Origin of the sequence: Bdellovibrio svalbardensis (genome assembly GCF_029531655.1) — a bacterium.
In the GTDB taxonomy this organism is placed as follows: Bacteria; Bdellovibrionota; Bdellovibrionia; order Bdellovibrionales; family Bdellovibrionaceae; genus Bdellovibrio; species Bdellovibrio svalbardensis.
The window spans coordinates 566,009-591,596 of the sequence record NZ_JANRMI010000002.1 but is presented as its reverse complement, the minus strand read 5'-3'; the positions used below and the strand labels follow the sequence as shown (position 1 = coordinate 591,596).

Annotated in this window: 28 protein-coding genes; 13 read left to right on the top strand and 15 right to left on the bottom strand. The window is 45.4% G+C overall.

The window, feature by feature from the left end; translation table 11 throughout:
- The first annotated feature begins 5 nt into the window (after nt 1-5).
- From NWE73_RS07995 to NWE73_RS07985, 3 genes are all read left to right on the top strand, one after another.
- Nucleotides 6-1,808, top strand: coding sequence for a monovalent cation:proton antiporter-2 (CPA2) family protein (locus NWE73_RS07995; RefSeq protein WP_277577780.1), 1,803 nt, complete (start codon nt 6-8; stop codon nt 1,806-1,808).
- Nucleotides 1,801-2,292: a Cys-tRNA(Pro) deacylase gene (gene ybaK, locus NWE73_RS07990; RefSeq protein ID WP_277577779.1), complete on the top strand. Its 492-nt coding sequence runs from the start codon at nt 1,801-1,803 to the stop codon at nt 2,290-2,292. Before NWE73_RS07995 ends, ybaK begins: the two co-directional genes overlap by 8 nt.
- A 154-nt stretch (nt 2,293-2,446) precedes the next feature.
- Nucleotides 2,447-3,187: a DUF5602 domain-containing protein gene (locus NWE73_RS07985; protein ID WP_277577778.1), complete on the top strand. Its 741-nt coding sequence runs from the start codon at nt 2,447-2,449 to the stop codon at nt 3,185-3,187.
- Between the two features lie 30 nt (nt 3,188-3,217).
- Here NWE73_RS07985 and NWE73_RS07980 read toward each other — a convergent pair whose 3' ends face one another.
- Nucleotides 3,218-3,703 carry a hypothetical protein gene (locus NWE73_RS07980; protein ID WP_277577777.1) on the bottom strand — a complete coding sequence of 162 codons (486 nt, stop codon included), beginning with the start codon at nt 3,701-3,703 and terminating at the stop codon, nt 3,218-3,220.
- Between the two features lie 83 nt (nt 3,704-3,786).
- Nucleotides 3,787-4,047 carry a YheU family protein gene (locus NWE73_RS07975; RefSeq protein ID WP_277577776.1) on the bottom strand — a complete coding sequence of 87 codons (261 nt, stop codon included), beginning with the start codon at nt 4,045-4,047 and terminating at the stop codon, nt 3,787-3,789.
- 162 nt (nt 4,048-4,209) lie between these two features.
- Between NWE73_RS07975 and NWE73_RS07970 the strand changes: the two genes are divergently transcribed.
- Complete coding sequence (locus NWE73_RS07970) at nt 4,210-4,596, top strand: four-helix bundle copper-binding protein (protein ID WP_277577775.1); 387 nt, start codon at nt 4,210-4,212, stop codon at nt 4,594-4,596.
- Here NWE73_RS07970 and NWE73_RS07965 read toward each other — a convergent pair.
- Nucleotides 4,593-6,422: a hypothetical protein gene (locus NWE73_RS07965; protein WP_277577774.1), complete on the bottom strand. Its 1,830-nt coding sequence runs from the start codon at nt 6,420-6,422 to the stop codon at nt 4,593-4,595. The two genes, NWE73_RS07970 and NWE73_RS07965, sit on opposite strands and share 4 nt — an antisense overlap.
- A 143-nt stretch (nt 6,423-6,565) precedes the next feature.
- Between NWE73_RS07965 and NWE73_RS07960 the strand changes: the two genes are divergently transcribed.
- Nucleotides 6,566-6,769: a SlyX family protein gene (locus NWE73_RS07960; protein WP_277577773.1), complete on the top strand. Its 204-nt coding sequence runs from the start codon at nt 6,566-6,568 to the stop codon at nt 6,767-6,769.
- An 11-nt stretch (nt 6,770-6,780) separates the two neighbouring features.
- On the opposite strand, the gene NWE73_RS07955 is transcribed toward NWE73_RS07960, so the two are convergent.
- The 7 genes from NWE73_RS07955 to NWE73_RS07925 all read right to left on the bottom strand — a co-directional run bounded on the left by NWE73_RS07955 (nt 6,781) and on the right by NWE73_RS07925 (nt 11,793).
- Nucleotides 6,781-7,089 carry a hypothetical protein gene (locus tag NWE73_RS07955; protein ID WP_277577772.1) on the bottom strand — a complete coding sequence of 103 codons (309 nt, stop codon included), beginning with the start codon at nt 7,087-7,089 and terminating at the stop codon, nt 6,781-6,783.
- A gap of 9 nt (nt 7,090-7,098) precedes the next feature.
- Nucleotides 7,099-7,692, bottom strand: a complete 594-nt coding sequence (locus NWE73_RS07950) for a TMEM175 family protein (RefSeq protein WP_277577771.1) — start codon at nt 7,690-7,692, stop codon at nt 7,099-7,101.
- Between the two features lie 103 nt (nt 7,693-7,795).
- A complete protein-coding gene (locus NWE73_RS07945) occupies nt 7,796-7,987 on the bottom strand; it encodes a hypothetical protein (RefSeq protein WP_277577770.1) in 192 nt (63 codons plus the stop codon).
- 143 nt (nt 7,988-8,130) lie between these two features.
- Complete coding sequence (locus tag NWE73_RS07940; protein WP_277577769.1) at nt 8,131-8,589, bottom strand: hypothetical protein; 459 nt, start codon at nt 8,587-8,589, stop codon at nt 8,131-8,133.
- 148 nt (nt 8,590-8,737) lie between these two features.
- Nucleotides 8,738-10,096 (bottom strand): DUF748 domain-containing protein, encoded by a 1,359-nt coding sequence (locus NWE73_RS07935; RefSeq protein ID WP_277577768.1) that lies wholly within the window; start codon nt 10,094-10,096, stop codon nt 8,738-8,740.
- A gap of 28 nt (nt 10,097-10,124) precedes the next feature.
- A complete protein-coding gene (locus NWE73_RS07930; RefSeq protein WP_277577767.1) occupies nt 10,125-10,970 on the bottom strand; it encodes a DUF748 domain-containing protein in 846 nt (281 codons plus the stop codon).
- Between the two features lie 70 nt (nt 10,971-11,040).
- Nucleotides 11,041-11,793 carry an HMG-box domain-containing protein gene (locus NWE73_RS07925; RefSeq protein WP_277577766.1) on the bottom strand — a complete coding sequence of 251 codons (753 nt, stop codon included), beginning with the start codon at nt 11,791-11,793 and terminating at the stop codon, nt 11,041-11,043.
- 250 nt (nt 11,794-12,043) lie between these two features.
- On the opposite strand from NWE73_RS07925, the gene NWE73_RS07920 reads away from it, so the two are divergent.
- A complete protein-coding gene (locus tag NWE73_RS07920) occupies nt 12,044-12,235 on the top strand; it encodes a hypothetical protein (protein WP_277577765.1) in 192 nt (63 codons plus the stop codon).
- A gap of 60 nt (nt 12,236-12,295) precedes the next feature.
- Here the strand turns inward: NWE73_RS07920 and NWE73_RS07915 are convergent, their stop codons facing one another.
- Nucleotides 12,296-12,664 (bottom strand): hypothetical protein, encoded by a 369-nt coding sequence (locus NWE73_RS07915; protein ID WP_277577764.1) that lies wholly within the window; start codon nt 12,662-12,664, stop codon nt 12,296-12,298.
- A gap of 258 nt (nt 12,665-12,922) precedes the next feature.
- Nucleotides 12,923-13,510 carry a histidine phosphatase family protein gene (locus NWE73_RS07910; protein ID WP_277577763.1) on the bottom strand — a complete coding sequence of 196 codons (588 nt, stop codon included), beginning with the start codon at nt 13,508-13,510 and terminating at the stop codon, nt 12,923-12,925.
- An 80-nt stretch (nt 13,511-13,590) separates the two neighbouring features.
- On the opposite strand from NWE73_RS07910, the gene NWE73_RS07905 reads away from it, so the two are divergent.
- From NWE73_RS07905 to NWE73_RS07875, 7 genes are read left to right on the top strand one after another with little or no spacing between them, the layout of a single operon-like run.
- Nucleotides 13,591-15,393, top strand: a complete 1,803-nt coding sequence (locus tag NWE73_RS07905) for an ABC transporter ATP-binding protein (RefSeq protein WP_277577762.1) — start codon at nt 13,591-13,593, stop codon at nt 15,391-15,393.
- Nucleotides 15,390-16,331 (top strand): hypothetical protein, encoded by a 942-nt coding sequence (locus NWE73_RS07900; RefSeq protein ID WP_277577761.1) that lies wholly within the window; start codon nt 15,390-15,392, stop codon nt 16,329-16,331. Before NWE73_RS07905 ends, NWE73_RS07900 begins: the two co-directional genes overlap by 4 nt.
- Complete coding sequence (locus NWE73_RS07895) at nt 16,328-17,023, top strand: DUF2334 domain-containing protein (RefSeq protein WP_277577760.1); 696 nt, start codon at nt 16,328-16,330, stop codon at nt 17,021-17,023. Before NWE73_RS07900 ends, NWE73_RS07895 begins: the two co-directional genes overlap by 4 nt.
- Nucleotides 17,016-18,179 (top strand): glycosyltransferase family protein, encoded by a 1,164-nt coding sequence (locus tag NWE73_RS07890; protein ID WP_277577759.1) that lies wholly within the window; start codon nt 17,016-17,018, stop codon nt 18,177-18,179. Before NWE73_RS07895 ends, NWE73_RS07890 begins: the two co-directional genes overlap by 8 nt.
- Nucleotides 18,176-19,420 carry a glycosyltransferase gene (locus tag NWE73_RS07885; protein WP_277577758.1) on the top strand — a complete coding sequence of 415 codons (1,245 nt, stop codon included), beginning with the start codon at nt 18,176-18,178 and terminating at the stop codon, nt 19,418-19,420. Before NWE73_RS07890 ends, NWE73_RS07885 begins: the two co-directional genes overlap by 4 nt.
- Nucleotides 19,417-20,571: a glycosyltransferase family protein gene (locus NWE73_RS07880; RefSeq protein ID WP_277577757.1), complete on the top strand. Its 1,155-nt coding sequence runs from the start codon at nt 19,417-19,419 to the stop codon at nt 20,569-20,571. The genes NWE73_RS07885 and NWE73_RS07880 overlap by 4 nt, the downstream gene beginning before the upstream one ends.
- Nucleotides 20,568-21,341, top strand: a complete 774-nt coding sequence (locus tag NWE73_RS07875; protein WP_277577756.1) for a polysaccharide lyase — start codon at nt 20,568-20,570, stop codon at nt 21,339-21,341. The genes NWE73_RS07880 and NWE73_RS07875 overlap by 4 nt, the downstream gene beginning before the upstream one ends.
- 75 nt (nt 21,342-21,416) lie before the next feature.
- Here the strand turns inward: NWE73_RS07875 and NWE73_RS07870 are convergent, their stop codons facing one another.
- The 3 genes from NWE73_RS07870 to NWE73_RS07860 are packed head-to-tail and all read right to left on the bottom strand — an operon-like array spanning nt 21,417 to nt 25,584.
- A complete protein-coding gene (locus NWE73_RS07870; RefSeq protein ID WP_277577755.1) occupies nt 21,417-23,396 on the bottom strand; it encodes an ABC transporter permease in 1,980 nt (659 codons plus the stop codon).
- Nucleotides 23,396-24,343: an efflux RND transporter periplasmic adaptor subunit gene (locus NWE73_RS07865; RefSeq protein WP_277577754.1), complete on the bottom strand. Its 948-nt coding sequence runs from the start codon at nt 24,341-24,343 to the stop codon at nt 23,396-23,398. The genes NWE73_RS07870 and NWE73_RS07865 overlap by 1 nt, the downstream gene beginning before the upstream one ends.
- A complete protein-coding gene (locus NWE73_RS07860) occupies nt 24,340-25,584 on the bottom strand; it encodes a TolC family protein (protein ID WP_277577753.1) in 1,245 nt (414 codons plus the stop codon). The genes NWE73_RS07865 and NWE73_RS07860 overlap by 4 nt, the downstream gene beginning before the upstream one ends.
- Nucleotides 25,585-25,588: the final 4 nt, after the last annotated feature.

The window sequence follows — 25,588 nt, the reverse complement described above, 5'->3', positions numbered from 1 at the left end:
ATGTCATGGCTCACACTCACCTGCTTCACGTTATTTTATTCCTAGGTTCCTCCGTTGTTCTTGTTTGGGCATTTCAACGAATGGGCCTAGGAAGCATCTTAGGATATCTGACAGCAGGAATTTTGATTGGCCCTCAACTGAGCGGGCTCATCACCGACTACACTTACACTCAAAATCTATCTGAATTTGGCGTCGTCTTTCTTTTATTTCTTATCGGCCTTGAATTGCAGCCCAAAAAAATATGGGCCCTGAAGAAGACACTATTGGGCTTTGGCGGGCTACAGATCATCTTCTGTACCTTGGCTTTTGCAGCTTTGGCGAATTTCTTCGGGTTGTCTTGGCCCGCCAGCTGGGTTGTGGGTTTTGCACTTTCCCTTTCTTCAACGGCTTTTTCTTTGCAGTCTTTGAGCGAACGAAAAGTTTTGAACACTGAATTCGGTCGTTCTTCCTTTGCCATACTCCTCATGCAGGACGTGGCGGCCATCCCTGCTCTGGCGATCATCCCAAGTCTTTCATTGAATCCGCAAATTATCGACGGCATGCCGCATGTGAATTGGGGCGCCTTTCTTTTTACTTTCACTGGTTTTGCCATTTTTAGCCGAACCCTCCTAGGGCCTTTCCTCAGACAGGTCGCTACCCTGCGCAGTCGGGAACTTTTCACTGGCGTCACCTTGCTCATTGTCATTGGCGTCGCTTACCTCATGGAAAGAGCGGGTCTGTCGATGGCTCTCGGGGCCTTCTTAGCTGGAGTCTTTCTTTCTGAATCAGAATACCGCCACGAACTGGAAGCAGACCTTGAACCCTTCAAGGGACTACTTATGGGGCTCTTCTTTATTTCCGTCGGCATGTCGGTCAATCTTTTACTGATACTGGAAAAGCCACTCCTGATTGTTTGCCTTACGATTCTCTACATGGGCATCAAGGGATTGCTCATCTACGGTGTAGGGCGCTTCATGAAGCTGAAAGCAGATGCCTCACAGAATCTTTCAGTTTATCTGGTTCAAGGCGGGGAATTCGCGTTTGTGATTCTTGGCGTTGGGCAAACCGCAAAAGTCCTCTCTTTGGAGGGCACGCAGATCCTGACCTTGATCATCACCCTTTCGATGATCCTCAGCCCTTTTATTATTTTGATTAACGATCGTTTCCAGCAACGTCGCTTGGTCACACCTGGCGAGAAAAACTATGACCGTTTCCAAGCCGACAATCCTGTTATCATTGCAGGATTTGGTCGCTTTGGACAAATCTTCGGACGTATTCTTAGAACTCAAGACATCGGCTTCACAGCGATCGACCACGACCCGGAGCAGATTGAACTGCTGCGCCGTTTTAGTCACCAGGTCTATTACGGAGATGCCTCCCGCAAAGAGCTGCTGCAATCAGCGGGAGCCGCCCGCGCAAAATATTTTATTATTGCGGTGGACGACATGACTGTTGCGACACAAATCGCCACAACAGTTCGCCAAGAGTATCCTCACCTGAAAGTCTATGCCAGGGCCCGAAACCGTCAGCATGTCTTTGAATTGATGGACTTGGGAATTGAACACATTCGTCGCGAGACTTTAGACTCCAGCTTAAGCCTGACTCAAGACCTTTTGATTGATCTTGGAATACCCAAAGCAAGAGCGGAAAAAATGATTGAACGCTTCCGACTGCATGACGAGTTGATGCTTCAGGAGCAATTCAAAGTTCGCTTCGACCAGAAAGTATTCCTCGACGTTTCTCGCCAAGGAATGCAACAGCTTGCACAGGTCTTGAAGGAAGACTCTGAAAAAACATATATTGAACCAGGAAAAGAACTCCATGACTGACAATGAAAAGTACCCAATGACACTGGCTATCCGCCAATTGCTAGATCAAAAAGTCACCTTCACGCCTCATCTTTTTAAGTATGAAGAAAAAGGTGGCACTTCCGTCTCGTCGCGTGAATTGGGTGTTCCAGAACATGCCGTCGTGAAAACTCTGATTATGGAGAATGAGAACAAAGAGCCCTTGATCATACTTATGCATGGAGATATGCAAGTTTCCACCAAGCAGCTGGCAAGAGACATTGGAGTAAAAACCGTTTCTCCCTGCAAACCTGATGTTGCAGATCGCCACTCCGGCTATCAAGTCGGCGGCACTTCTCCTTTTGGAACCAAAAAGAAGATGCCGGTTTACATGGAAAAAACAATTTTAGATCTACAAAAAATCTATATCAATGGGGGAAAAAGAGGCTTCCTTGTCGAGATCAACCCGCAAGAAATTGTCAGACTGCTATCACCTCACCTCGTTCAGGTCGGCATCCTCAGCTAAACGATCGCCCTTCAACAAGTTTCAGAACTAAGAATTTGTAATTTCCAATATCCTCTCAATTATTTTTGCATCCTTGTCTATTTACGCGATTCTAGTGATCAAAAGAAATCGTCAGCATATCTCCCCACGGAGATATTTACACAAGGAGAGATTCATGAAGTTTTTCGCACTTGTTATTGGGCTCAGTTTATTTAGCGCTCTTACTTACGCAAACACACGGTACTGGGGAAGCGGCGTTGCCGTCGGCAAAGGTCTTTTCCGCACCTATATCGAAGTCGATCGGGACAAAAAACCCGTGTCTTTGGGAGTTTCTCTTACCGGCGGGGCTCTTGACGGACTTCCAGACACAGAGCACGAATACGCCTATGTTCTTTCACTGCCCGAAGCTTACAAACTGCCTCCTTACGAACATGTTCTACTCAATTGGAACCCCCATGGACACGAACCTCAGGAAATTTACGGCGCCCCTCATTTCGATTTTCACTTCTATATGATGTCGAATGAGGATCGCATGAAAATCACTTGTACCGGTGACGACGAGGCTCCTTGCATGAAACAACCAGCCCCTGACTATCTACCTCAATATTACGCTCCAACTCCGGCAGGCGTTCCTATGATGGGATGGCACTGGTTTGACACTCGCTCCCCTGAATTTCACGGACAGCCGTTCACTTCAACTTTCATTTATGGCTTCTACAATGGACAGGTTAATTTCGTAGAACCCATGATCACAAGGGAATTCCTGCTTAATCATGGTTCAGTTGACGCCGATGTTCCTATGCCAAATAAAGTTGCCAAGAGTGGGTACTATCCCTCTCGATATATGGTCAGCTACGACTGTGTTCAAGATATTATCTCAGTTGAAATCAGACATTTTTCTCAGCTAGAAATGTGAAATATTAAATAAGGGAGTCCGCTGACTCCCTTATTTATAATAACTTAAAAACTTGAAGTACTGTCCCTTGATATCATCAAGCTCCATCAAATTCCCATAGGCATCACGTACTTCAGTTGCATTCAGCATAAACTGCCCATCGATCACATCATAGTCGATACCACGAATGAAAAGCTTCTCAACTTCCGCCCCAGTGGCTTCGGAATAGTAGGTCACATAAAAGCTTCTGATTTCAGATCTCTCGGGTAAAAAGCCATGAACCAGGTTCAGTTGATGAACAAAGCTTCTGGGACAACGAAGGAAAATGATCCTTTTAGATTGTATCTTATTAATCCATTTTTGAAAGTTACGGATTCCAATGGAGTTGATGGCGGTTAAATATCTTAAATCCAAACTCAGATCAAAGGATGCGTGAACTTCAATTTCCTGGAGTTCTGAAGAGTATTCATTCAGACTTCCCTGCAAAGTCAGAACAACGGTTTCATCAATAAGGACTGTATTTATTTTTAGAGGCATATTGGTACTTCGAAGCTACCATGTTGATTATCAGATTTCTAATTTTTCCAACAAACCCAGACCCGGAAATTCATGCGGACATTTTAGGATTTTTTATTTAACTTCAACCATTCATAGCTGGTCATCAATGTGACTGACTCGGTATTAAAATCAAAGACAATGCGGATTTCTTTTTTATCAATTTGACGAGCAATCTGTTCTTTCTTTTTATCGAAAGAAACCTCTTGAACGCCATAGTCCGTTCCTTCCCGCAAAATATAAGACTCAATAATTCCTTCAAGAGCCTCAGCGCTTAAGTTGTCTTTTTGAATTTCTACGGGCGGCTGATTTTCTTCCTGATTCATAGAAGTCCTTTATATGCTGATTTACACATACCTAATGCACAAAGATTCCCTTTGTCCACCGCAATTGTCCACCTCTAATGAGTCTCCACAAAACAAAACCCGAAAGCTTGCACTTATTAACAGCCCTTTTACCCTTAAAAGGTATCTTATCGGGAGGGCGTAATGTCTGAAGATAAACTATCCCCTGGGCAAGGCGACAATCAGTTAGAACAAGCGAATTCGATTCTCCAGGACTGTATCGACAACTGCACGGAATGCTCACGTCTCTGTCTCCAATTAATTCCCCACTGCCTGGATGTTGGAGGGGAACATGCCACGTCGGAGCATATCAATATTCTGCACGTCTGTTCGATCATTTGTGAAACCAACGCAAAACTGATGACTTTAGATTCAGAATTCTATCATGACCTCTGCCGTCTTTCTGCTGAAGTTAGTACGGCCTGTGCCGCGGACTGCGATGCCCTCTCCAAAAACGACGCGATCATGGTCGAAGGCGCAGAGATCTGTCGCAAGACCGCCGAAAGCTGTAATAGAATGTTAGTTCACTAGAAGTTATACCCCATACCTAAAGTTAAATAGAAAGTATCCAGGGAGGCTCCCGATCCATTCGCATTGGTGAAAGAGTAACTTTTAATTCCGAATCCAGCCTCACCAAACAACTCGGGTGCCCACATAACTTTGCCATGAAAATTCACTACAAAATCTGAACCTACCGAAGTCCCCGAATCCAAAGCGTTAAAAAACTGAATGTACTCCATGTCGACAAACTTCGGATGATTCAGAAAAGAAATTTTGTTCAACAACCCATCAATCGCCCGTGGCATTGAACGAGCCCAAAAAAGCCCCGCCCCTGCTTTTTTAACTTTGGCATCACCGAGCATCAATCCCTCATAGGCCAAAATCGCACCGACAGTTTCGTCTCGCTCCCATAACCCTGGTGAAAAACGATAGCGCATATCCAACTGCAAGGACGTCAAATCAACTTGCTGGGTCGGACCACCTCCAACCTCCACGGCCAGCTTTGATAGAGCCACAAAGTACTTGGCGGAAACACCCCATCTTTGCTTTGAAAACCAATAGTTCTGCCAATCCAATAGATCATTAAACCAATAGGACAAATGCGCCTCTCCCACCAATGAACTCTCGCCTTCTGAGGAGTTAATTCCACTCAATCGCAAACTGATTTCACCAGGAGCCCCACGGTAGACTTCAAGATAGGCTTTATGACTTTGTTGACCATCCTGAACGAGCAGCTCTGGATAATTTTCTTCAAATCTGTTGCCCGCTGAAAATTGCCACTGCCTCAGGATTGAGTGATTTGTTACATCAACCGCCTTCAGATTTGGCACTTGGATGTCCTTGGACACCTTCACCAAGATCTTATCCTTGTCCCGATAAGTCCCGCTTAAAGAGTCGCGATGAATAAATAAACGATCTTTAGAGCGTGGATAAGATTGAATTTCCAAAGGATAAACAAACACTCCCCCCGCCGTGCCTGGCACGGGCAGCCTCGCATCTCTAATCGGAAGATCCACCTGCCATAATGGTTTAGGCTCTGCAATAGTACGCTCAAACCCCAGAGCCTTCGTAACCGCCCCGTATTCAATGCCTGGAATGACCTTGGCTTCCTTATCTAAAGGAATAGCCCCGCGCCCCTTTATAGAGACAAAATCCTTCTTCTCACTTTCGATAATATCCTTTAAATCCAACCTTTGCACTTCAGATAAAAACTCATAGGTTGCGCCGGATTTGATTGTCGCCAAAAAATGTATTGGCTTTTCTGTGGTGACTTCGACAGCTCCCTTCAGGTTCATTTTTTCTTCGTTCAAAACTATCACCCGGGGAACGACAGCGCCCTTGAGATATTCCGGACGAAGCTTCGCCTCTGAAACTTCAACGCCATAGCCCTGAGTGCATATCGATGAAAATCCCTTAGGAAAATCTGCCCTCAAACAAAACCGCAAATGATCACCACTCTTCCAACGTGGGCCCTGGTCACCTCTCCAGCCCTGGAACTTCCACAAACCTTCGCCAGAACTATTTCTGTTAGCTCTCACCCGCCACAGCACTTTCCCGGAGGTGTCTACTATCGACAACTCGCCTTCTGCGACGAAACGGGTGTCCCAGGAGACTCTTAAGATATCCTCCTCAATTTGCACTTTTAGAGACTCATTGGTGAACTGCAGAGGCCCCAGCATGAGTGAGTTGCCATGATCAGTTTCCAGATCATACTGCACGACAGGATTTTGAATTCGCACCTGGGAATCATCTACCAAAAAAAAGAGAGGCTTAGTGAATGCCTGGTCACCTTCAGCTTTCGCCCGAGTGGCGAATGAAAAACCGAGCACTAAAAGAAATAGGCCAAATTTCCACATCAGCTCCTCCATCCGGGGAATTGACTAAAATTATGAATGAAGAACTTATCTTCAGGCAAAGATAACTATAATTAGTATTTACAATTCCTGACAAAAATGGGAATAAATGCTGCCTCACAAATCTTCTGCGGAAAACGGAAAATATGGAAAAACGCTTTATTGATATTGAAACGAAAATACTTCAACAAGAGGTTCTTTTAGAAGAGCTTCATCAGGTCATGTATCAGCAGCAGAAAAAGATAGACCAATTAGAAGCGATTCTGTCATCTTTGGTAAAACGCATCCGTGAAGGCAATGTAACGGGCGAAGAAATTGGACCCGCAGGCGAAAAGCCGCCTCATTACTAGGATACAGCCAGCTAGAAATCTTCCAGCCCCAACAGTTCTTTGCAAATCTCCATTTGCCGGTCAATCTCGGCAATAGCTTTGTGAAGCTTTAAAAGCTCCCGTTCATCCAGCTCCGCTTCATGAGAAGCCAGCACAATGGGATGCTTCTTCAGCCATTGACCTTGTTTGGAAGCATAGTTTTCAGGAACCCCAGAACGAAAAGCTGCAAGCCGCGCATCGCCGTCTTTACGAAACTCCGCAATGAACTTCAAAGTTTCCAACGTTAGTATTTTTCTATGGGCCTTCAATCTTGAAGAAAACCCTACCTGCCTGATTCTCATTGTCTCTTCCTAGCCTTTAGATTTCTCGTGGTTTTCAAGAACTCTTTCAATTCGACGATCCGGCACCAACCACATGATCGCGACTGCAAAATAGATCGCATAGGAAACCCACGAATTTACGAAAGCCATGCCAATAGCAATACTATAAAGAACGACAGAAATCTTTCCCTTGAAATCCCCTTCGATGGCAATTGCCAGATCTGATTTGGGACCGTGATAAGCAATCAAACATCTCGTCAGAATAAAGTAGGCAATCCCACTGAACATCAAGTTCACGCCATAAAGCGCCACCGGCCATGTGGGAAAATGATTCTCCCCCATCCAGGCCGTAGTAAATGGAATCAAAGAAAGCCAAAAGAGCAAATGCATATTTGCCCAAAGTATTGAACCATTGACCTTCTGGACTGAATGTAAAAGATGATGGTGGTTATTCCAGTAGATGCCGATAAAAACAAAACTAATGAGATAACTAATAAATACCGGGATTAGAGGAACCAAACCCGAGATATCTTCCGTATGCGGGACTTTCAATTCCAACACCATAATAGTAATGATGATGGCCAAAACACCATCACTAAAAGCTTCTAGACGGCCTTTATGCATACTGCTCCTCACCTTGCAATTGGATTGAAATTGCATTGCAACTGGTTTGCCACAGTATTGGACCATCACCACCTTAATGTGTCATCGACAATATTATAGAAATCTATTTTCCTTTTTTAAAGCCGGAGCTTGAATGCTTTGCATCTTTGTTTTCAGAGGCCTCTTCTTCACTTCCATGGGTCTCTGCAGAGTGATCGATTTGTTTGCTGCGAACTTGTTGATGGAGTGCCTTTAATTCACCGTCGTATTTCTTGCTCGTCTGACTAAATCCTCGATTTTTATGATGGCGAGACATAACCACCTCCTCACTCAAGCATAGCAAATTCTCCAAGCTTAAGAAACGGACCGAGGGCCACTTCAAAACCACAAACCATGCAACTTTCGAGACTAAAGGGACCCCTTTTGCAAACACACATGACCCTCGGGCACTCTAGGATTTTAACCGCACTCATCACCCCAGGCGGCAATCAAAGTACAGCGTGGATTGATCGCCGTTCCTCCGGAACCATCTTTATTCACTTTGCATTTAATTGTTTTAGCCTGCTCATTAACGTGGCCCGCACTTCCATCAGGCATAACACCTAACTCTGACATCGCATCAAACAAAGACTTTGCCGTGATGGGCCCGATCCCCGAAGGCGTTGAACAATTATAGACGGGCATCAAGTCAGGCATAACACCACGGTTGGTCTGCCTGCACACAAGCTTCGCCAGAGACCAGGTTGTGGTATTTCCGGAGGTTGATTTCACAGCAATCGTTGAGTTTTTTAAAATATATGTCAGGGTGATGGCTTCATCGCCCATAAAAGAACGGCTTGATTCATCGCCACATGCCGCCTGAGCTGAAGAATAAAGACCGCTCACCAGAATCACAGAAAGAATTGCTTTTAGTTTCATAAGAAAACTCCTTTAGACTATAAGGTTTCTTATTCGCAAGAGTGAGCTTAAAACTGAACAGCTGCAATCAGTACCTGCCAAACCTGCCGAAGTTCAACGCTCTTCGTGTCAATTCAAACTGGCCTTAAAGGGACAACACGACTTTTCATTATCTTTCTTTCAGATTCAGCAAAACTTGCGAGGGCTTGCCTTTTTCAGCACGGGTTCCTGCTAACAAATACAATCGCTCCAAATTAACCTTCTGCACTGAAAGACCCGCCATGACAACTTTTCCTCGAGAGAGCGCCAAGGCCTTCAACTCATCGTCCGAAACAACAACGGTTGCTGCGAGTTTATTCTCGAGCTCTTGCGCCAAACCGATTTCATCCACACCATGAGCAGCCTGATAAGTGGTGACAAGATTGTTGAAGTCCTCTTTCTTAAAAATTGATTGAGCCATCGCACGCAAGGCGGCCGGACGATCTCCTTTATTTTTTTTCAAAAATGGCTCAAGATTTCTATTGATGTTGTTATGCTGCAGAACTTCAGCGTCCAAATCTTGATACTGGCCCTTGATCTCCATAGCCAATCCAGGACGCTCTTCCAATATCCTCGCAATCTTCTGAAACTTCTCCGTTTCACCCTGCTGCAGGGAACTCGTACCTGGTTCAAACAATAACGTCTGCAACTCGGGACCTCCTCCTACAAGACTTGCGATAAAATCAAACGGAGCTGCGACAATATTAATGACCATATTCTTTATCGCAGTCCAAATAAGATTCCCCCAAGAGAATGAAGGCGAATGAACATCTCCCTCAACAGGCAATTTAAATTTAATTTGTCCATTTCGATCTTTCATCAGCGCCAGCGCAAGCTTCACCGGCCAGTGTGTCGAATTTTCACTCTCGATCTTGTTCCCGAGAGTAAATTGATCAAGCAAAACCTGATTCTTCCCTTTGATTTGATTATTCACCAAAGTGTAATTGATATCTAAAAAAAGTTTTCCTTTACTAATTTCATAACCAGCAAACTTGCCAGAATAGGGCGTGAATGTGGTGAGTTCGATATTATGAAACCTCATATCAAGATTCAAACTGGGTGTTTTGATTCCGGGAATGAAATAGCCCTTTCCTTCAAACTTTCCATAGGCTTCAACCAAGCCCGCCAGGGTCACGTTCATCTTATCCATCAGGTTGACTGATACAGGTCCTATCTGCCCTTCCAGGCCGTGAATATGAGATGAAAACCGAGGCCTAATCTGTTGATCCGTATAGTCCAATAAACCATCTGAAATAGTCACTTTATTCACAAGATAGTCAAAAGAGGAAGAAGCCCCCTCTTCAGACTTGGGCGCTCCCCCCGAAGACGGAGGTGAGCCGGAGGCGGCCCTTGAGGATCGCATGAAGTCTTTAAAATTCAGAGTTCCATCTTTTCGCAGAACAATTTCAGTGCGAGGTTTGAGAAGATTCACCTCCTGCACCCGAAGGCTCATTGGAACAGTTTGAAACTTAATTTCCTTAATTTGCATCTTCTCCCAGCTCACCACGGGAAGCTCATCACCCTTTTTCCTCAAGGCTCAAATCGTTAACCTGCGAGCTGCCTTCAAAAAGAACATTCCCTTTTTCATATTTCACATTTCCCAAAATATCGATATTGCCCTTTTTTAGACTCAAAAGAGTTTTGTCAGAAAGGTAAGCAGTGACGAAGTCCAACGGAAACTCAGCGACATCCAGATGGACGGCCGCTGAAAAGGGCTTCATGCGAAGGGATCCATTGATCTTTACATGCCCCTTGTCCCCTACAGAGATAAGCAAACTATTAAGGTCCGTGTTGGCACCAAGTGAGGTGCTGATATTAGACGCCTGCAAACTGATAGGTCCCAATGGCAGCTCCAAAGGACTCACGTGGGTGCGATCAATAAAATCCAGACCACTTTTTTCAATTTGAATATGCTCAAAATTTAAAATCCAGTCGAAAGGTGCTTCGGGCTTTTTGTTTTTATCTTCTTTAACAACCCAGTTCGTTGTTCCGTTGCTTAGTATAATGAATTGCAATTGAGCATTTTTTAGAATCACAGAACTTAAATGAATTTCCTTTTTCAACAAAGGAAAGATCGACATATTGAGGGAAAACAGATCGAACTTAAGACGACTCTGCGAACTGTCTGTTCCAACCGCTGCAGGCATCTCAAATCCCTCTACCGTCAACTCAAAGATAAAGGGATTGAATGAAATCTTTTTTATTTCGGGCTTCACTCCGAACTTGGACTCGACAGTCTTTACCGCTTCCTGTTTCACAACATAGGGAACAACGAAAAAGCCAAGAAGAGCATAAAGTGCAATGAAGCCAGCAAATCCAAATGCAATTTTCTGAATCGTCGCTGAGGCAAATTTTAAGATCATAAAGATATTAAAAGCACAACTCGCGGGAAGCTCAAGAAAATCAGCCAAAGCCTTCAGAAGTCAGCTTCGGCTATTTGACAACAGTCACCGACAAAGGAATGGTCTTGATCTCATTACGATCAATTAACTGAATCCAAATACGGTAATCACCCGGAACTGGGAACGTCGTGTGTAACATTCCCATGTCAGGCGAGCTGCCATCCATCGGATGCACATGCACCATTTCATCACCATCCGGAGAAACCGCAATCACGTGAGCATTCGCACCTAAATAAGGAGTGATGACAGGAGAAAGTCCGTCCTCGCGAGTGACTTTATAGTTTAACATAGCCATCTTTCCAGCTCTTAGCTTAGAGCTGGAAATCTCCACGGTTGTCTCGCGATCCGTGCCTTTCCGGAAATCCCCAACAGATGTAATCGGCCAGGCTTCAGCCCCGCCAACAACCTGAGCTTGCGTTAAAGACGAAAAGTCAGTTCCGTCTTCCAACTTCCCCTGAGCCCACAAGAAGTAGTTCCCATTCACAGGAAGAACGAGCTCCGTATTCCATTTTTGACCATCAAATTCAGGGTGAACATGGCTGAACTCTTTCAGTGCGGCATCATAGACAATGAAGTGCAGCTTTTTAGTGTGCGACTCTGTCAAATCCTGTTCGAGAATATTCTTTTTATTTTCATCATCGAACAACTGAAACGAATAACTCAATTTTCCCGCTGACAAAGTGGACGGGCTGAGGGGTTGCAACAAAACTCTCTTCGAAGAACCCCCATCCGCACCCGCTGAAAGACCAAACACTGTCACAAATAGCGCTAACAAAATACGCATAAATCCCCCCTTAAAAGCTTATCGAGAGGGAAACATATCTAACAAAATCGTGGATTAAAACAGGTTTATTTACTTTTGTTAAAATTATTTTGTCACAAATCCACCCAGAAGCTCCTAAGCACCACCACGATCGACTTCACTTATGCGGCCACGCAAAACCCAGGACTGTCTCTACTCAAATCCACTCATAGATAATTGAACCCATCCCCTTTTGTTCACATACTCAAGACAGCCCAAGAAGGAGTGAATAATGCGCACCCGAAAAGCATCGCCCAGCAAAAGTCGAAAAAAGATTTCAAAGAAAGAAGACCAATTGGTCAGTCATGAAAACGACCTCTTTGACGAAGAGGAGGATTTTGAATCTCCACGCCGCAATCCCAGTCAGGCACGTCCGAGTGAGTTTGAAGACAGCAAATCCAGAAGAGGCAAGCGAACTCGTTAAAATAAAATGACCTCTCACTGGGAGAGGTCATTTTCAATTTATTTAAATATCATTTACGACCTAATCACGACCGTGATCTTCATGTCCATCGTGACCACCACGATGACCTCCCCCATCGCGCTTACCACCATTTCCTTCATGCTCGATGGGAGCTCTGCAAATAGTTCCGCAGTGGTAGAAACCACGACTCCACCCGCCCCAGCAATATTTCGCCTGTTCTTCATAGTTCGCAGGACATTCATTTGTTCCAGGGTTGCAGGTACTCATTGTCTTCATATCTTCACTTGTTGGTTGCGGTGGACAATCACCACCAACCTGCATAATTCCAATTGTTCCATCTCTATTAATGACAGCGCTTCCTTCCAATGCGTGGGCCATTGTGCTGGTGAAGGCCAAACTCAAAACGATGGCTGATAAAAACATTTTCATAAATCCTCCTGGTGTTTTTTTTGAGCGATATTGCTCATGGGGGGCGAGCATATTTTTTCAAATACCCAAGCTCTACCAAAGAGTTTTCAAAATGCAGGAATACATTTTTACTTTTCAAAAAGTGACTTTTTCACTCTGTAAAATGTGGTCCCAATAGATATGGCTCAATGTAAAATAAATCACAACGAGCTACACTTCTGCGAGCCACGCGCATTCAGAAAAATATATTTGAATTGAATAAAAAGAAGAAATCTAACTTTAAGACAGAGACTGATTTTCCAGGCGAACTTTCAAACCAAACTCTTTGGAGTAAGTCAGAACCTGATAAGCATCTTTCTTAATCTTGAACGGTCTTTTGGATTTCATATCCCATTGATAAGCAAGCCCCATCGCCGCCAAAATCACACCTTTGTGGGTGATCGCTACCACGTTTTTCTGGAGCAGTGCCGCCTCCTCAACCCAACTCAGAAATCGAGTCGCTACTTGAGCATAGGTTTCAGCAGAAGAAGGCCCCGAGTCCCACCCCCTCCAACCGTAGGACGGAGGAGCATAGTCTTCATTCTCCTTGCGAGCTTCTATCGAAGTCCCCTCCAAAGAGCCGAAATCCATCTCGATAAGACGTGAATCAATTTCTAGATTAGCCTTAGGAAACAATAGGTTCGCTGTCTGGGTCGCACGAACCAAAGGGCTTGAAAAAATCCTGTAATTTTTCCATTTTTCGCTCTGTTCAAAGCCCTCAAATTGCTTAATTCCAGCTTCAGATAGCGGGATATCGGTTCGCCCCTGATAGAGACCTTGTTCGTTCCAAGCAGTCGGAGCATGGCGAATGAGAACAATGTCGATCATACGGAAACTCCTGAAATTTTTCCCAAAGCCTCACCCCTTGCTGGGCACTTCCCTATGCGAAGAGTATAGTGCCTCTTCTGATGCGATCGCAATACCGATTTTTAAGAAATGAGCTTGAACGACAAAAGGGGCTGATAGCCCTTTGCTGCCTTGTTTTATTCGCTCAATCGCTGTTTCTCGTGCTCTTCCCACTGCCGATTCGCTTTGCTCTAGATCATGCTCTGACTGCGAATGTACATCCCAGTGAACTGATCAAATTCTTCAGCTTCGAAATCTCACGGGCGAACATCCTAAACCTCGCCGTTCTAGCCAGCCTCATCATCGGCATTGGCATGACCGGTTTGGAATTTCTAGATGAACGCTTCACCAACTTCAGCGTCTCCCGCTTGGTCACCAGCGTTCGTTTGAATTTACTCAATGAGCTCGTCACTCGCCAGTTTTCTTATCTCGAAGGAAAACGCAAAGTCGACTTGCTAGGAAGAATATCTGGCGACACCCAAAACTTAGAGCTCTTTGTCTCATCCAGCTTCGTAGTTCTTTTCCGCTCACTTCCAAGCTTGATCTTTGCTGTGGCATCCATGTTCATTATCAACACCCGCTTTGCATTGTTGATGTTGCTGTTGATTCCAGCATTCTATATCTCCATCACGATCATCTCGAATAGAATCAAACTGCACGAGAAAGACTATCGATCGAAAACCAACAAATTTGAACATGAGACCATGCAAACTCTTTCGGCGATGTCGCTTATCAAATCCCTTCGCGGCGAAGGCGACGCCATTTCCAGACTCAAGCATGGTCAAAACGAGATCAACAAATCGTTTCTGAAAAGCAAATTCTTTGGCGCTCTTTTGAACGGAACATTTTCTGGATCCCGCCACGTTATACGTGCCTTGGTTTTGCTCTTGGGTGGTTATGCCATTCTGGAAGGCAACCTGACCTTGGGCACCCTCTTTGCCTTTGTTAGCTACCTTGAAGCCCTCAATCGTCCTGTGGGGGAAATCGCGAACTTTATTTCCCGCTATGGAAAAGCCTCTGCCAGCCTTGAACGCATTCAAGAACTTTTTGAAGAACAAAAGAACTTCCCTGAGGTTGATGGGACTCTTGAGATTTCTACAGCCCAGAACTCAATGGAACACTCCACAACCGCCATCGAGTTCGAGCAAGTTGGCTTCAAGTACTCTCAAGGTGAACCCATTCTTAAGAACCTCAATTTGCACCTTCAAAAAAACAGACTCATTGCCCTGGTCGGTTCTTCGGGCGTCGGTAAAAGCACTTTCATCAAGCTCTTCAATCGCCTTAATGACCCAACTTCGGGTCGCATCCTGATCAATGGGATACCGCTGCAAGATATTCGCCTCAACGACCTGCGCCGCCACGTTTGCTTGATCTCACAAGATCCCTTCTTCCTCTCGATCAGCGTCAGGGACAATCTTACTTTGGCTCTGAAAGAATCCGTCACGGAAGCCCAAATCTGGCAGGCTTTGGAGCAAGTCAATGCTGCGGAATTTGTCCGCCAACTTCCGCAAGGCCTGGAAACAATGATTGGCGAAGCCGGTGTTCAACTTTCCGGCGGTCAAAGCAAACGTCTGAGTCTGGCTCGGGGTTTCTTACGTGCAGCCTCCGCGTCTATCTTTGTTTTCGACGAGCCTACTTCAGGCTTGGATCCGGTTTCAGCCACTCACGTGATGAAGTCCTTACGTCAGCTTGCAGATTGCAAAGAACTTGTTTTGTTCTCAACCCACCGGGTTCAGGAGTTCGATTTTGCAAATGAAGTGCTGTTCTTCCATAAGCAGCAGGAACCTCTGCTCGAATCCCACAGTCTGCTACTGGAAACAAACCTCTACTACCGACAACTCCTACAGGCAGAGGTGCAAGCGTGAAAAATCTAAAACCCATCTCTTGCCGCCCGGTTCGCAATGACTGGCTCAAGGCATTGTATACACATAACCTGGTTGAAGTTTCAGAGCGCACGGGACTTTTCACCGACAAGCTTTATTTGTATAAAGCTTTGTCTGCCAATATCAAATCAGGGCTGCACTTGTACCATCCTCACACCATGGGCCTGCGTGAGTTTTTCAACAAACATGCACTGCTCACTGCTGAGCAAGAGTTAGCACCTCTCGAAAAAATTGAAATCGCCTTAAGATCAGAGTTTCCCACTGAGGCCGTATTGAAACCAACTACCGTGATCAATACGGGTGGAGAAAAAGGTCTCTATCTTTTCTCAACGAACGCGATTTTAAAAGCTCTGCATTCAAAACAACCTGAACTGATGCAGACCCTTTTTGCGACAAAACCCCATTATGCAGAGCTCATCGACAAGGTTGCCAGCGGCGAGGAATTCCTTCTTCAGGAAAACATCGGCACTCTGGCGGGCTATCCCTTGATTGAAAAGGCCAAGCACTACGAAGAAATTCGTATCCATACCTACGAGGACGATGTGATCAAGGGAGCTTCCTTCTCTCGCTGGTCTATGAATGAAATCAAGAACTCTCAAAAGTTCTATTGGGCGCAGGATTTCGTTCAGGATTTTTTAAACCAACTTCCCAAGGAATTTCTAGCGGGTCAGGCTTGGGGCCTGGATCTCTTGGTTTTTGATAATGGAACAATTCGCATCTTAGAGATTAACACCAACAGAGGCGTCCCTGGCCAATGGACAGGTTTTCTATCCCGCCCCCAACTGATGGGCGCCTATACGCGAATTATTGAAAAGAAGAAGAATGTCCGCTTTCGAGGGCTCTCGGGAATACTCCTGCGCCACGATCTGGGAAATATCACCAAGCACCTTAAGAAAAAATATATTGAGGGTATACGATGAATCAAAAGTCTCTATTCTTCCGTAACGATGACCTCGGATGGATGCCCCAACAATTCGAAAGATTGATGAATCTTTTCCGAAAGCATGAAATCGTTCTCTGTACGGCCGCAATTCCTTTGTACTGTCATGACAGCTACAAGAAAGGCGCCTTCTCTCAAGATAAGGGACTTTTGGAGATTCACTCCCATGGCTACTCGCACTTGGATCACCAAACCCAGGGCAAGAAAGCCGAGTTCGGCAGCCAGAGAACCCTCGAAGGTGTCTCACATGACCTGCAGAAGTCTTTGCAGATCACACGTGATCTTTTTCCTGATCTCTATTTTGAGGCCTTCACACCGCCATGGAATCGTATCGATGACGACTTCATTCCCGTTCTAAAAGAATCGGGATTCAAAGTTCTTTCCCGCGATGGAGACAAAGCAGCCCAGGTTCCTGGCCTTCTTGAGATCAACATTCATGTCGACGTTCACACTTCCAAAAAAGGCAAAATCACTTCGCCACAGGGAATTTGGCAACAGGTTGAAAGCCAATGGCAAAACAGCGCTCTTTGCGGAGTCATGTTGCACCATAAACACATGGAAGACACTGATTTCGAAACTCTCGATCTATTTCTGATGGAAGTAAAATCCAAAGGAATTCCTGTTCTCAGCTACAAAGATATTTGGTCTGCCCAGGAGGCCACCCTTGTCTAAGCATAAGCGCATTATCTTTTACTCACATGACACTTTTGGCCTGGGGCATATCCGCAGAACCCAAAAGTTAGCCAATGAAATCGCTGGCAGTGACAAGTCCATTTTAATTATCTGTGCGTCTCCGAAAGCCAGCGCTTATTCGTCGTCTCAAGGCATTGAGTATCTCAATCTCCCTGGTTTCACTAAACAAGTCACCGGCCAGTACGTGCCACGCAGTCTGAATATTCCTATCGACGGCTTTGTAAATCTCAGATCTTCTTTGATTCTAAGTGCCGCCCGTGCATTCCAACCTGACGTTCTGATCATCGACAAAGAGCCCCTCGGGGTAAAACGAGAACTTCTTCCCACTTTGGAGTATCTCAAAACCCAGCAAAAGAACTGCAAAGTGGTCTGTGGCTTCCGAGATATCCTGGATGAAACTGAGGCGGTCCAAGACGAATGGAACAAGCGTGACACCAAAGAATCCTTGCAGAGATTCTTCGACTACGTCCTCATCTATGGCGAAAAGCATGTTTATGATTTCGCCAAAGAGTACAATTTGGACCCGGAACTTGCTGCAAAGCTTTTGTATGTGGGCTATGTGCATCCGGAAGAGAACCTCAATCATAGCACTTTTAAAATGCCGTTCGAAAACACCCTTCCGACTGTGACATTAACTTTGGGCGGCGGCGGTGACGGCGACGACATCTTGAAACTCTACACGCAAATGCTGGAGTCAAAAGCTTCCTCATTGCCTTTTAATTCCTATATTTTAGCCGGACCTTTTGCCAATCCTGAATCTGTTAAAAAATTGCAGGACCTGCAAACTCAAATGCCGCAACTATCGGTTAAAGACTTTGTCAGTGACTCTTTCTCCGTTTTCCAACAAAGCGACCTGGTCGTCTCTATGGGCGGCTATAACACAATGACTGAATTGGTTGTTATGGGCCAGAAACCCATTATTCTACCCAGAGTCCAGCCCCGCAAAGAGCAATTGATCCGTGCCTCCGTCTTTAGTGAACTGGGTCTTTGTGACTACCTCGCACCAGATTCCCTCACGATCGACACTTTACTTAACTTGATTGTAAACAGATTAGAGAAGAAACAACAGGCTCCGACATTTAAAGCACGTGGACTTTCAGAATTCCGCGAGCTCTTCGTTAAAGGCATCTTATGAAAAATACCGCCATAGGCTTTATTCTAAAAGGCTATCCTCGAGTCAGCGAAACTTTCATCGCGCAAGAAATTTATTTACTGGAACAACAGGGCTTTAAAATCGAAATTCTTTCGATGCGCAAAGCACGCGAACCTGAACGTCAACCCATTGTTTCCTTGATTCAGGCTCCTGTGACCTATGTGCCTGAATATATCTGGCAAGAATTCAGCACTGTCGCACAAGAAAACCTAAAAAGCTTTCTGCGTTTCCCCTTGCGCTATCTAAAATATTTAAGCATTGCATCCTCCCGGTCCTTACTGCAATGGGATGACAGCCCGATCAAACGATTCTTGCAGGCTGGATGGTTGGTCTCTAAGAAAAACCTGGGTACTCAAAATTCCCCGATTCACCACCTGCATTCTCATTTTGCACACACGCCAACCGAGATGACCTGGTACATGGCAAATATCGCAGGATTGCGTTATTCAATTTCAGCTCACGCTAAAGACATTTACACCATCTCTCCAAAACATCTTACTGAACGCATCAATGGGTCTGAACTCATTATGACTTGCACCAGCTACAATCATGAGTTCATGCAAAAGCTTCCTGGCGTTCAACATCATAAAGTTCACAAGGTCTATCACGGCATCAACTTGAATTCCTTTAAACCTACTGTGGAAAAATCTTACTCCCGCGCAGAACTTTGCCGTTTTGTCAGCGTTGGACGTCTGGTCGAAAAAAAGGGCTACGACGTGATCTTCACGGCTCTGCAAACACTAAAACAACAGGGTCATGAATTTTCTTATGACATCTTTGGTTCTGGCGAACTCAAAAAAGAACTTTTGCAGTTGCGCGATACTTTGGGTCTGCAGAACGAGATCAAATTTCACTACACCGCCACTCATCCACAAATTATTGAGCGCCTGAATCAGGGTGGGATCTTTATCTGTGGCTCTAAGTTGACTGAAAGTGGTGACCGCGACGGCATTCCCAACACAGTTGCCGAAGCCATGGCGATGGAACTTCCAGTTGTCGCCACCAATGTGTCAGGAATCCCGGAACTTATCTCTCACAATGAAGATGGGATTCTAATTGAAGAGAAGGATGCTCAGGCCTTGACTCAGGTCCTCACAGATCTCATCTCCAATACCGACAAAGCCCGCAATTTAGGTAAAGCGGCCCGCTTGAAAGTAGCTCGAGTTTTCGACAGTTCAAACCTTATCAAAAATTGCGCAACTCTTTTAGGGCCTTACAAATGAGTTTGAACAAACCGCGTCTTCTTTTTTATTGCCAGCATCTTTTGGGCATCGGTCATTTGACTCGCTCCCTGGCGATTTCTGAATCCTTAATCAAGGACTTTGAAGTGCACTTCCTTCAAGGAGGACCCGATGTTGGTAAGAGCATTACAAATAGCTCTTACCATCATCATTTCCTCTCTCCTCTCTTGATGAAGGAATCAGATTCCAGTCTTTATGATCCGGCAGGATTGAAAAGCCCCGAACAGATCTTCTCCGAACGCAACCTTGCTATCGAGTCACTTCTGCAAAACAATTCCTTTGACGTTATCGTCACAGAGCTTTTCCCCTTTGGCCGCAATAAATTTAAGACCGAGGTGGTGAATCTTATTAAAGCAGCTCGATCTGCAAATCCTCAAATATTTGTGACAACCTCAGTTCGTGATATTTTGGTGGAAAAGTCCAACTCTCACGAGCGCGAGAAAAAAATGGCGGGCTTGGTGCAAGAGCACTATGATGCCGTCCTCGTGCATTCGGACGAACGTATTCTCAAACTGGAAGAAACATTCTCACTGGCAAACAGTCTGCAAGAAAAATTATATTACACAGGTTTTGTCGCTGAAACACCAAAGACCAAAACAGCTTCTTTACGCCGCAAGGAAATCCTCGTCAGCATGGGCGGCGGAGTTGTCGGCGATAAAATGGTTCTTGCAGTCCTTGAAACACTTCCGCATTTTTCAGACTACCTCTTTAGAGTGGTCCCAGGCCCCTATGCCTCTGTGGAACTAAAGACAGCCCTCAAACAAAAATCTGAAGCCAATCCGCAGCTGAAGATCGAAACTTTCTTGCATAACTTTGAAGAAGAGCTTTCTCAGGTGGCTCTTTCTATCAGCCTGGCCGGTTATAATACCGTGATGAACATCCTCAACACGAAGACACCGGCCCTGGTCTATCCTTATATGGAAAATATTGAACAGAATCTGCGGGCGTCCCGCATGGCCTCCCAGAATCTTCTATCCGTCATTTACGATGAAGATCTTGGCACAGCGAATTTGGCAAAAATTATGAACGACCGTCTTCAACAACCTTGGCCCTCTTTTGAGGTCGAGTTGAATGGTTCTGAAAAGACGTCTCAATACCTCTTGAAAAACACCAAAGAAAGGATTCAATCATGAATCACCTTTATATCGCTCTCGTTATCCTGGCTTCCATGCAAGCCCATGGCATGGGTAAAAAACTTCCAGAGCAGGCTTCTGAAGTTTTTTTCTCTGATTTTGAAAAGGGTGACTTTTCCGGCTGGGACATCAAGCGCATACCTCAAGATCATTCGGCAATTATTCAAAGTGATGTCGTGCGTTCAGGCAAAAAAGCGGTTCGCTTCGAACTTCGCAAAGACGAAAACGTTTCTGGCGGATTCCGTTCAGAATTGCGTGATCCTTATTTTGCGCCGCTTTTTAAGGAAACCTGGTATTCACTGTCTTTCTATGTCCCGGAAGAATTTCCTGTCACTGAATCCAACTCTTGCGTCTTTGCGCAATGGCATGACCAGCAAGACCCAGGCGATGGCGATCGCAATCCACCCATCGCGATTCGCTTGCGTGGAACTGGTGAGCTTGCCATTACAGGCCGTTACAACGCCGAGAAAATTCAAAAGGGAGTTCCCGGTCCAGAGCTGACATTTTACCAAGACCGCGCCTTTAAGAAAGGTGAATGGAACGATTTCGTTGTTCGAGTATTTTGGTCTTATGAGGCCACCGGCCTTGTGCAAATTTGGAGAAACGGTCAGCAGATCGTCGACTACCGCGGACCGATTGGATACAACGACGACAAAGGTCCTTATTTGAAAATTGGCGTCTACTGCCGAGAAACTCCGACATCCCCTTTGGTAGCCTACCACGACAACTATCGACGTGCTCCCACAGCAAAACAACTCAAAGGCGAGTAAATAATAAAGTACTTCGGGCTCCCCGAAGTACTTCAACCACCGGCATTCCTGCCACAATCAATTTTTTAGAGATTATTATTCGTAACGAAGGGCTTCAATCGGCGACAGCTCTGAAGCCTGCTTTGCTGGCCACAAACCAAACACCAATCCCACCACAAAAGAAAATACAAAAGCAATCACGACGGACCCGACTGAGAACAGTGTCGCCCAATCCAAAAGCTCACTGGCAGCAATCGACAAAAGATAACCTAATATCATTCCGACAATCCCACCGAAAAGACCAATCAGCACAGACTCGACCAGGAATTGAGAAAGTATATCCAATCGCTTGGCGCCGATGGCTTTCCTTAAACCCACTTCGCGTGTTCTCTCTTTCACTGAGACAAACATCACGTTCATAATTCCAATTCCACCCACCAACAACGCGACAATGGAAATCGCCTTCAGCATTGAGGAAATAATTCCCGTCGATTGGGTATAGAGCTGTTGAATGTCATTCATGTTGCGAATTTCATAGTTTTTCGCTTCACCGTCTTTGAGTTGGCGATATTCATAGAACCAATCATCAACACTGGCCTGCGCGCGATTCATATAGGCAGAATCCACGGCTTCAACTGTCATAACGGCCAAACTTTTCCGACCTAGAATTCGGTTCATACCCGTGCGCAACGGAACGATGATCAATTCATCGCGATCCTTATAGGCCGTCGCCCCTTTTCTTGGCAAAAGGCCAATGACTTGGTACTCGGCCTTATTAAGTTTGATCATCGAACCCACCGGATTCTGATCGCCAAATAGATTCTGGGCAACGGTCTGACCTATGAGGGCCACGCGAGCCTGCATGTGATTTTCATCTTCGGTAAAAAACCGACCCATAATCGGCTTGAAATTCTGCATACCCTCGATTGTCGGAGTTGCGCCCATAAGTTCAACAACCGAGTTTTTATTTTGATACGAGACCGTCACATCCCCATAAACTTGAGTGTCGACATTCTTGATGGCGGGAACTGTCTTGGCAAACTGCTGCAATGCTTCGAAATCGTTGATCTCAAACTTGCGATAGTTGTCGTTAGTCCCCTTAGCTCCGCGGGGATTCACCGCACGAATATTAAGGATGTTCGTACCCAATGAGGAAATCATATCGCCGACAGCTTTTTTGGCACCTTCACCAATGGCCACCATGGCAACGAAGGAGGCAATACCGATGATCACCCCTAATGTCGCCAGACTGGTGCGAAGCAAATTCAACGTCAAAGAACCCCAGGCCATACGAAGGTTTTCACGGGAACGTTTCCAATGGAAGGAATCAGCTTTCTCTTTCACCGGGATCTGCTCCGGCTGGGTACAGCGAATTCTTGGCTCTTGAAGAGTTTCATCCCCTTCAACCACTCCATCACGAATGGTGATTAAACGACGCGCACGGTGCGCTACTTCCGGTTCATGGGTCACTAGAATGATCGTGACACCTTTTTTATTGAGGTCATCCAAAAGGTTCAGAACTTCTTCAGTTTGTTGTGAAGAGATATTCCCCGTGGGTTCGTCAGCAAAAATAATTTTAGGATTGTTAGCTAAAGCTCTGGCAATAGCCACACGCTGCTGTTGACCACCTGAAAGCTGATGCGGACGATGAGTCAAACGGTGACCAAGGTCCACGGTCTTCAATAGTTCAATGGCACGTTCCTGAGGATTGGGCCCGCCTGAATAGATGATTGGCAAAGCGACATTGTCGATGCAGGTCGAACGAGGCAATAGGTTGAAAAATTGAAATACGAAACCAATGAGATGTGAACGCAGTTCTGCCAACTGGTCATCGTTCATTTTCCCAATGTCTTGGCCGTTTAAATGAAACTCCCCACTTGTTGAGCGATCCAATAAACCGAGGATCTGCATCAAAGTGGATTTACCGGATCCCGACGGCCCCATGATCGCCACAAATTCGCCCTGATGAATATCAAGATCCACCCCCGCCAAAGCGGCGACTTCAATAAGTTCGCCGTCCCCGACATCGGTGACATATTGTTTCTTCAAATTACGAATACTGATAAGTGGCTTCATTATTTTGATTTTTTACCGCCGACGCTGAAGGGCGCGCCTTTAGTTTCTGTTTCATAGGTCAATGGTTTGTATAACAATTCATCCGTACTGGTCAGTCCTTCGACAACCTCCACGGAGTCACCGTTGGATTCCCCCAAAAGCACTTCTTTTTTCTGAGGCTTTCCAGAAGCGTCAGCGATCATTAATTCCATTTTAGCATTCTTACGCCCCTCAGAAAGCCAGGTTGGAATCAAAAGAGCATTGTCTTTCTTGGAAATCAGATAGTCTACACTTGAAGACATTCCTGATTTGATATTGTCCGGAAAAGTCTCTTTCGGAGAAATAAAGACATCATAAGTCGTGACGTTATTGGTAACCGTGCTTTGTTGTCCAATACGATCCACAATTCCGGCAAACTTATGGCCAGCGTAAGCATCAATACTGATTTCAACAGCCTGTCCAACCCGAACTTTTGCAATATCTGTTTCATCCACTTTGGAGATCACGATAAGCATATCGGAAATCTCAAAGAGTGTAGTTTCGGTGTTGACCGACTGACCTTGATTCACTGCCCGAAGGACGATAGTACCCGCCGCTGGCGCCAGAATTGGAGTTGGTCGATACATGTCTTTAAGACGTTGTTGTTCCCCGGCATCAAGACCTTGATTTAGAGAATCCATCAGAGCCACGCGATCACTAGAACTCAGAAGAGCCACTTGCTGCCCTTTGCGAACTTTAGCGCCTTCTTCGACCAAAACGCGATCCACTCGGCCCGAAATCGGAGTCGTCACAACCAGTTTGTTGCGAGGAGTGACTGAACCGTTGGCTGTGACCTTGATCACCAATTCGGCTTGAGAAGGTTTGATACTCTTCCAATCGCTCTTATTCGAGGCTTTGAACGACCGATATCCGACAAACCCCACCAATAATAGCGATGCCGCCAATAAGGCTATCCACTGCTTTTTCACATTTCCTCCGTTACAGCCAATGTCTTTTCCAAAAGGATACGGCTTTCCAAGGTGTCTCTCAAACTTGAGAGATAATCTCTTTCACTTGTTATCATTTTTGTCTGTGCCTGATCCCAATCAGAGTACTTTCTGACACCCAATCGATATTGTTTCTCGATGGTTTGGGACCACAATTGCGTGGCTTTTACTTCGCTGGATTTTGCTTTAAGAAACTTCAAATTCGCAGAATACAAGGAGCGTCCCTGTATAACATCGGCCTCCAAGCGCAGACGACTGTCAGTTAGTGTGTACTCACGCGCTAATACGATCGCCCGGGCTTTTGAAGTTTGGTTTGTTGTCGAGAAACCTTCGAACAAGGGGAAGGTCAACGTCAGACTGAGTTGATTATCATGTGTCGTATCTTGACTTTCGATTTTCGCATCAGCCCATTGCAAATTGGCTTTGAGTGAAGGCAAATATCCCGCTCTTTGAATCGAGGTATCAGCCCCGGCTTCTTCCACTTGTTGTTGTAACAAAGTCAGCTCGGGGTGATTTGGCGACAACTCCCCTTTCACTTCGGTTTTTAGAAGTGCATCCAGGTCATCAACCAATTCAATATTTGCAGGAAGGGGCTCGCCGATCAGGACTTCCATATTTGAACGTGCTTTAGAAAAGTTATTGAGCTCCAGCTCAATGGTCGCCTTTGTGACTTCAACATTGGCTTTGGAGATCTCAACAGACCACAGGGCCTCGACACCTTTGTTGTATTTAATTTGAACAATCGACAATTGATCGATTTGGAGCTGCAACAGTCGCTTCCAGGTTGTCAAAGCCCGCTGGGAAATAAGGCATTGAATATAGGCACGACGAAGTTGATAACGAATATCCGCCATCTTAAGACGGATTTGGGATTCACTCTGATTTTCTTCAGCAGAATATTTGCGAACAGTATTGTAAGTGGAGAACCCATTGAAGAGGTTCCACGAAGCCTTCAGTCCATAGGTGTCGGTCGTGACATCAGTATCGCGAAAGCTTGTTTTTTCCTCTTGGCGAGTGCGATCCGCAAAAAGGAACAAAGACGGAGCAAAGTCAGATTTTACTGCCGACTTTTGATAGTAAGCCGAATCTTTTTGCTTCTGCAAAGAAAGAATCTCTGAGTTTTGACCATACACTTTATGAAGCAAAGGCTTCCACTCCAAGACGGTTTGCGCCTGGGTGTTCATTGTCGTTAGTAATATCAAAGGAAACAGAACTCTAACCATGAAT